This window comes from Alloprevotella sp. Lung230, from assembly GCF_014385435.1.
GTDB lineage: Bacteria > Bacteroidota > Bacteroidia > Bacteroidales > Bacteroidaceae > Alloprevotella.
On sequence record NZ_JACSUD010000030.1, the window covers coordinates 1 to 1209 of the forward strand.

At 46.8% G+C, this 1209-nt stretch carries 1 tRNA gene and 2 rRNA genes; all 3 read right to left on the reverse strand.

Annotated elements, in window-relative coordinates:
• A 23S ribosomal RNA gene (locus H8527_RS09650) occupies window positions 1–643 on the reverse strand; the annotation flags it as partial.
• A gap of 224 nt (window positions 644–867) precedes the next feature.
• Window positions 868–941, reverse strand: a tRNA-Ala gene (locus H8527_RS09655).
• A 182-nt stretch (window positions 942–1123) separates the two neighbouring features.
• Window positions 1124–1209: ribosomal RNA gene (locus tag H8527_RS09660) — 16S ribosomal RNA — on the reverse strand; the annotation flags it as partial.

Here is a 1209-nt window from a genome sequence, read left to right on the forward strand (position 1 = left end):
TTACTCTTAACCTTGCCAATGACGGTAACTCGTAGGTTCATTATGCAAAAGGCACGCCGTCACATCTTACGATGCTCCGACCGCTTGTAGGCGTACGGTTTCAGGAACTCTTTCACTCCTCTGACAGAGGTGCTTTTCACCTTTCCCTCACGGTACTGGTACGCTATCGGTCTCTTACGAGTATTTAGCCTTGGCGGATGGGCCCGCCGGATTCAGACAGGATTTCACGTGTCCCGCCCTACTCAGGATACTGCTATGCTTCATCAAAATTTCGAGTACGAGACTGTCACTCTCTATGGTCGTTCTTTCCAAAACGTTCCTCTATTCTGATTTCTTGCAACAACGCAGTCCTACAACCCCAATCATGCCGAAACATCATTGGTTTGGGCTCTTCCCCGTTCGCTCGCCACTACTGAGGGAATCATTATTATTTTCTTTTCCTACGGGTACTAAGATGTTTCAGTTCCCCGCGTTAGCCTCCCGCATTCGCGGGATGACAGGCCTTCAACCTGCCGAGTTGTCTCATTCGGAAATCTTCGGATCAAAGGTCATTTGCACCTACCCGAAGCTTATCGCAGCTTATCACGTCCTTCATCGCCTGTAAGAGCCTAGGCATCCACCGTACGCCCTTATTTACTTCATTGCCGATCAGTTGTTTAAAAAAACAACCATGGCGAATATACTTAAAGCTGTACTTTGTGTTACCTTTTATAAGTTACTTAGATGATTTTGCGAGTTGTTGGAATTGATCGGTAGAATGGTAAACAAGTAATGCATACTCGCTTCATTCTGTCCCTATTCCGCACAACTCATCAACTTTGTTGTGTGTTCAATATGTCAAAGATCAATTGCTCTTTTCGAGCGTAGTGGAGAATATCGGATTCGAACCGATGACCTCTTGCATGCCATGCAAGCGCTCTAGCCAGCTGAGCTAATCCCCCGTGAGTAGTTTGCACTACTCTATTATTTCATAAACGATGCGAAGTACAAGAGGTAATGCTTCAAAGCAAACTTCTACGTCAAGATTCGACATCTCCAGAAAGGAGGTGTTCTTGGTTAAGCCTTGACCTACGCTTGCGCTACGGTCGAGCTGCTTAACTCTAACGCCACCTTTCATTTCCAGAAAGGAGGTGTTCCAGCCGCACCTTCCGGTACGGCTACCTTGTTACGACTTAGCCCCAATCACCAGTTTTACCCTAGGCCGACCCT